General features: G+C 53.7%; 5 protein-coding genes and 1 pseudogene. 3 read left to right on the top strand and 3 right to left on the bottom strand.

Features of this window, described 5'->3' with window-relative positions:
• The coding region (locus CPT76_RS05260; protein WP_105442385.1) for a carbohydrate ABC transporter permease at window positions 1–863 on the bottom strand (863 nt) is incomplete at its 3' end.
• A gap of 222 nt (window positions 864–1,085) precedes the next feature.
• On the opposite strand from CPT76_RS05260, the gene CPT76_RS05255 reads away from it, so the two are divergent.
• Window positions 1,086–1,988 carry a glucose 1-dehydrogenase gene (locus tag CPT76_RS05255; RefSeq protein WP_105442159.1) on the top strand — a complete coding sequence of 301 codons (903 nt, stop codon included), beginning with the start codon at window positions 1,086–1,088 and terminating at the stop codon, window positions 1,986–1,988.
• Window positions 1,989–2,343: 355 nt separating this feature from the next.
• Here CPT76_RS05255 and CPT76_RS05250 read toward each other — a convergent pair whose 3' ends face one another.
• Entirely contained in the window at window positions 2,344–3,531 is a 1,188-nt protein-coding gene (locus tag CPT76_RS05250; RefSeq protein WP_181152694.1) for a 4-hydroxyphenylacetate 3-hydroxylase N-terminal domain-containing protein, read from the bottom strand.
• A 284-nt stretch (window positions 3,532–3,815) separates the two neighbouring features.
• On the opposite strand from CPT76_RS05250, the gene CPT76_RS05245 reads away from it, so the two are divergent.
• Window positions 3,816–4,565 (top strand): GNAT family N-acetyltransferase, encoded by a 750-nt coding sequence (locus CPT76_RS05245; RefSeq protein WP_105442157.1) that lies wholly within the window; start codon window positions 3,816–3,818, stop codon window positions 4,563–4,565.
• Between the two features lie 125 nt (window positions 4,566–4,690).
• Here CPT76_RS05245 and CPT76_RS05240 read toward each other — a convergent pair whose 3' ends face one another.
• Window positions 4,691–5,041 (bottom strand): hypothetical protein, encoded by a 351-nt coding sequence (locus tag CPT76_RS05240; protein ID WP_105442156.1) that lies wholly within the window; start codon window positions 5,039–5,041, stop codon window positions 4,691–4,693.
• Between the two features lie 139 nt (window positions 5,042–5,180).
• Between CPT76_RS05240 and CPT76_RS05235 the strand changes: the two are divergent.
• A pseudogene (locus tag CPT76_RS05235) lies at window positions 5,181–6,047 on the top strand (class I SAM-dependent methyltransferase).
• Window positions 6,048–6,050: the final 3 nt, after the last annotated feature.

Below are 6,050 nucleotides of genomic sequence, written 5' to 3'. Positions count from 1 at the left end.
AACAGCAGATAAGAAGCGGCTGTGGCCAGACCCATTTGCGATGCCAAAAATGCGTTCCGGTATATGTACAGGACCACCGTCATCAGGCTTCCGCCCGGATTGCCCGCCGTACCGCCGATCAGCCACACGTCAGTGAACCGCTTCATGCCGCCGATCGTGCCCATAATGAGCATAAAGACGAAGATCGGACGTAAATAAGGGATGGTAATATGGAGCCATTTCTTGTACCCGCCCGCCCCATCGACTTCAGCGGCTTCGTACAGGTCGCGCGGCACGCTTTGCAGGCCAGCCAGAAAAATGATCGTGTTGTAGCCAAGCGCCCCCCACAGGCTCATCAGCACGATGCTGTAGCGCGACACCTCCGGATTCGTAAACCAGCCGATGGGATGGTGAACCCCGAACCAGCTCAGCACAAAGTTCAGCAGCCCTTCTTTCGATGGAAAAAACAGAAACGAGAACAGGAGACTGGTCGCTACCGCCGACACGACGTTCGGCAGAAAGTAGACGGCCTTAAAAAAGTTTTTGCCGAAGTTCCATTTGAGATTGTTGATCAGGCTCGCCAGTACAAAGGATAATACGATGCCTAGCACCACGGACAAGACGCCCATCAAAAACGTATTTGTAAGCGCTTGCCAGAAAACAGGATCCTCCAGTGCATACCCGTAATTGCTGAGCCCCACCCACTTTCCGTTCAGCGACAGGCCCGACGTCTGGTGAAAGCTGATAAACAATGCGGCAAACATCGGGTAGATGGCAAATGCGAGCACGCCGATAATTAATGGGGCGCTGAACAAATAGCCGGTCCAATCATTGCGCGTGAACCATTTTTTTCGTTTGGGTGTCATTTTCTTGTCAGCATTCATCTCATTGCTTACTATCAATCGGCCCTCCTCCTTCCAAAAGGATCCCTAATGCCAACAACATGCGTCATCATTGGGTGATCATCAGCTTTGGTACATATTTATGTCCGGGACAGCCGTTTATGTTCGTTTGTTATTTCGATGTAAGACTTAAAAATAACTGGCACACTCGCCCATCCCGTGAATAGACTGTGTACCATCAAAAGCTTAGGGAAGGATTGGCCGATGAATTATCCGTATGCTAAATATGGTGTCATTCACCAGTGCAAGGACATTCCGGTGGCTTTTCCGCCGGATCAGCACCAGCACGGGCAGCCGGGCATTGAATATGTGATGAACCCGCTCCCCGTATCTGAAAATCCGAACTATATCGGAACCGGTAAATTAAAGGACAAGGTGGCGATCATCACTGGAGGAGACAGCGGTATCGGCCGTGCGGTCGCCATCTCTTTTGCCAAAGAAGGCGCCGACCTTGTGGTCGTATATCTTAATGAGCACAGGGATGCTCAGGACACGGAGCGGCGAATCCGCCAGCTCGGCAGAAAATGCCTGCTGCTTCCCGTTGACGTGCGGTCGCCGGGCTTTGCATCGTATATCGTGGACAGCACTCTGAAGGCATTCGGGAAAATCGACATTCTCATTAACAATGCCGGGGTTCAGTACTTCCAAACCTCACTGCTAGACATTTCCGAAGAACAGCTGCGCAATACGTTCGAAGTGAACATTCTGTCCTTTATCCTTCTGACCAAGGCGGTCCTCCCCCACCTCCGGCCGGGAAGCAGCATCGTAAACACCGCATCTGTGACTGCGTATGTCGGCAATGATACGCTCATGGACTACTCCTCGACCAAAGGTGCGATCGTCAGCTTCACCCGCGCTCTCGCCCGAAATCTTGCCCCTCAATGCATCAGGGTTAATGCGGTTGCTCCAGGTCCCGTATGGACGCCGCTCAATCCCGCTTCGATACCTCCTGAGCGGATTGCCGTCTTCGGCCGCGACGTGCCGTTGGGGCGTGCTGCCCAGCCTTACGAGCTGGCACCCACGTATGTGCTGCTGGCTTCTGACGACGGGTCGTATATCACCGGAACGACGATCCACATCAACGGAGGGCAAATGGTTACTGATTAGTGCTGAGGCAGAATCGCAAAGAGGGGGCGCTTTAGCATCGATGAAATTCGATCTTAACGGGACGGAGGCCCCGGGTTAGAATCGTTAAACGGTTTGCAGGCAAAAAAAGAGAGCTGGAATATATAGCTCTCTTTTTTTGCAGCTTATGATTTTCCTTTTCCGCTGACAAGTCCAATGATCATGACGACAAGTGCCAATAAAGCGATCAGCTGATCGATCGTCATCGCCGCCCGCCTCCTCTGTGCAAGGATGGCTCTTCCCTGGCGGCTTCTCTCTCCCGCGCTGCTGGCGTACGTTCCCCATTACAGATATATGAGTGGGCCGGGTGGAATATGACCGATCCGTAGAACGGTGATTACACATCCCGCAGAAATCGCTGAACCCGCTCCTTGTACATCTCCTTATCCAAATAGCCTTGAAACAGCCTGTTGCTGGTTACCTGCTGTCCCCCGAAGAAAAAGCGTTCGTAGAGCTGCTGCCGCCCGCCGAAACCGCTGCTGCTCAGCTCCCAGGCCAGCCGGAACAGCGCAGTCTTATCCCGGGCGTCCATGCTGCTGCTTTTAAGATAATTCGATAAATAGGGAGCAATCCCGGATGCCTTAAAATCCTGCTCCGACGGAATCATAATGACGCTGCTGGACCCGAGCAGCTGGATAATTTCCATCATCCGTGCATACATTTGGGGATAGATGACGGTAGCGGACCAGAGCGGCTTATAGTCGGGCAGCATGCTTCCCCACCGGTCCACCTGCGCTCCCGCTTCGGAGGCGAGCAGCAGCGCCTTGAGCGACTCCAGATTTACGATCACCTCTGTCACTTGTTCAGTGACCACGCTTCCGGTTCTTTCCAGTGCGTCGACAATGGACAAAATGATTCCAAGTACAAACTCAGTCTTCGCCACGTATCGGCAGCAAACCTGGTGCGCTGCATGCACGTGAAAGCCGCTCTGTGCAAAGAAGCGTATGGACAGGCTGTCGTTGCCAAGAATAAATATACGCTCCCAAGGAACGAGCACGTGATCGAAAATGACAAGAGTGTCCATCTCCTCAAATCGCGAGCTGAGCGGATAATCGTAAGCCGAATCGCCGCCGACCAGGCTTTCCCGGCTTATCCACTTCATACCCGGAAGGTTGTTCGGGACGGCAAAAGCAAAAGTTTCAGGATTGTCTTCCTCCTGAAACAGGAACGATGCCGGCGGATACACGAGAATTTCATCAGCCGTGACTCCCTGGGTCGCCAGCAGAAACGCGCCTGACACAATGACGCCTTCTGTCGTCTGGTCGACGATGCGCGCCGCGGTATTGACGATCGTCCCGTCATCAAGCATTTCGGCGGTACGGCTCGCCGCCGGCTGAACGAAAGCGTGGGACAGCGTAATGTCATGCTCTAAGCAGTACCGGTAGTAATTCCGCATGTTGTCCGCATACTTCGCATCAGCTTCAGCCAGCAGCTCCGAGGCGGCAGCGTAGGCCATAATGGCCGTGTTCATATAATCCGGCGATCTGCCGAGCAGACCGAAATCCTTACCGTTTTTCACCGGCATACGGATGGCTCCCTTCCTAGGAAATGTTACATTCATCCTATTCCGTGCCGCTGTATGAAGTGAGGTATGACCGCCTAATGATGGAGGCTTCGCATGAACAAAAAAACCTTGCATAAATTGCAATTCACTCTCTTTAACGCCTAATAGGAACATGATATGATAGCAGAAAATAACGAATATGGGGGAAGCAGACTATTCTTAATCCAAGTCAACTAGGCGATATCTCCGCTCTGCAGGAGCTGTGCGAGCGGGCCGATGCCATCACTCTGAAATTAAACTGGAGCATGCTGAAGTCCCGTCCTGCGGACGCAAAGCTGGACTTTTTTCATTATTCCGGCGATATGCTGACCGGTTTTCTCGCCTTATATCCGCTCGGCGGCGGTCTCGAGGTATGCGGCATGGTACATCCGGATTACCGGCGTCAGGGAATATTTACGAATCTATGGAAGGACGCCATCCGCTCGGCTAACGTTTCAGCCTATAAGACCGTCCTTCTGAATACCCCGGCTTCCTCTTCCAGCGGCATAGGCTTCATCGAGTCCCAAGGAGGGGTGTTCTGCCATTCGGAGTATCAAATGAAATGGCATGACGACGGCCAAACTGTCACGGAAGCGGACCCGTCGGTCCAACTGCGAAGCGCAGAGCTTGCCGACATGGAGGACATCATCGCTATCGATCAGGAAGGATTCGAGATGAGCCGGGAGGAATCGGCTGAAATCTACTCATCGCTGCTGCAGGAAACGGGAACCCGGCCGCTCATCATTAAACGGGATGGGGTTACCGTCGGCAAGGTATCTCTTGAAGATACAGGATCCGATACGTGGATATACGGCTTTGCGGTGAAAGCATCTGTTCGGGGTCAGGGGATCGGCCGCAGCACATTGATGCTCATCGTATCCGAAGCGATAGCCCGGGGGCGAGACATATGGCTGGAGGTGGCGGTTCAGAACCCCAATGCGCTCCGGCTGTATGAGTCCTGCGGCTTCAAAGTGATGAGACAGCAGGACTACTACGAGTACATGGCGTCCCAATAATCGCCACAAGAAAAACCGGCTGCGCTTGGCATGTCCAAGGCGGGGTTTACACCCGCTCCGCATTCAGCTTGGCTTCCATCGATAGAACGGCCTGGAATTCGTAGACCACGCGCCCCCGTTATCCGCTACCCGTAAACTGGACCTGACCCTTCGCGGCGCATCGCTTCCAGCGCCTCGCCGGCCTGCTCCATGCTGAGCGCCGTATTCAAGGCAACGTCCGCAGCGGTCAGCAGGTTCTCCTGCTCCGCAGCCAGGTGGAGAATGCTCTTCTCCATCTCGGGGGTGATCTCCATCCATGCTCTCGCTTTTTTCGTTTTCGTGCGCAGTATAAGTCCGATTCCAAGCGGAAGCACGGCGAAGACAAGAAAGCCAAACCAATCCTTCGTGCCGCCACGGACCGCCAGATTGACATAAAGAATGCCGCAAAACAAGCCAAACAAAGTGAGAATCCACGATATTTTCCGTCTGCTGCTCACCGGCAAGTCCTCCTTTCGCGAGGGGTTATCTTTATTATACCTTTACCCGCCCCGAGTATGAAGAAAGTGCATTGTATGTACGAAATGTTGTACAATATAAGCTAAATGAAATTAAAGAACAGAAGGATGGAATGCATTCATGTATGTAGCACGCGATTGGCAGGATTATGAATTGATTGATACCGGGGACGGGGAAAAGCTGGAGCGTTGGGGAGAAGTCATTCTCCGCAGACCCGACCCGCAGATTATATGGCCGCTCACCAACGAGACGGGGCAGTGGCGCCAAGTTCACGGGCATTACCACCGAAGCTCTTCGGGCGGCGGCCAATGGGACATGAAAAAACCGATCCCCGACCGCTGGACCATTTCCTACGACAAGCTGAAGTTCCATATCCGCCCTACCAACTTTAAGCATACCGGTTTGTTCCCTGAGCAAGCGGCCAACTGGCGCTGGATGATGGACAAGATTGCCGGGGCAGGCCGGCCGATCCAGGTGCTGAACCTGTTCGCCTATACCGGCGGAGCCAGCGTGGCGGCAGCTTCCGCAGGTGCCCATGTCGTCCACGTCGACGCCGCAAAAGGCATGGTTCAATGGGCCAAGGAGAACCTGCAGCTGTCCGGCCTCGGGGACCGTCCGGTCCGTTTCATAACGGACGACGTGTTCAAATTCGTGCAGCGCGAACAGCGCCGCGGCAATAAATACGATGCGATCATCATGGACCCACCATCCTACGGCCGTGGACCCGGCGGGGAAATGTGGAAGCTGGAGCAGAGCCTCTATCCTTTCGTCGAGAGCTGCATGAGCATTATGTCGGACAACCCATTGTTTATGCTCATTAATTCGTATACGACCGGTATTTCGCCGACCGTTACTGCATAACATCCTGTCCATGACGGCAGCCCGCCGGTTTCGGAGGAAGCGATTTCCTGCGGCGAGCTCGGACTGCCGNTTACTGCCTCCGGACTGAATCTGCCGTGCGGTATTTTGGGAAGATGGGAGTCTTAAACC

It is taken from the genome of Paenibacillus sp. AR247 (assembly GCF_002968895.1).
Lineage (GTDB): Bacteria > Bacillota > Bacilli > Paenibacillales > Paenibacillaceae > Paenibacillus_AQ > Paenibacillus_AQ favisporus.
The sequence above is the reverse complement of the archived record's forward strand: the minus strand, read 5'-3'. Positions and strand labels throughout refer to the sequence as shown.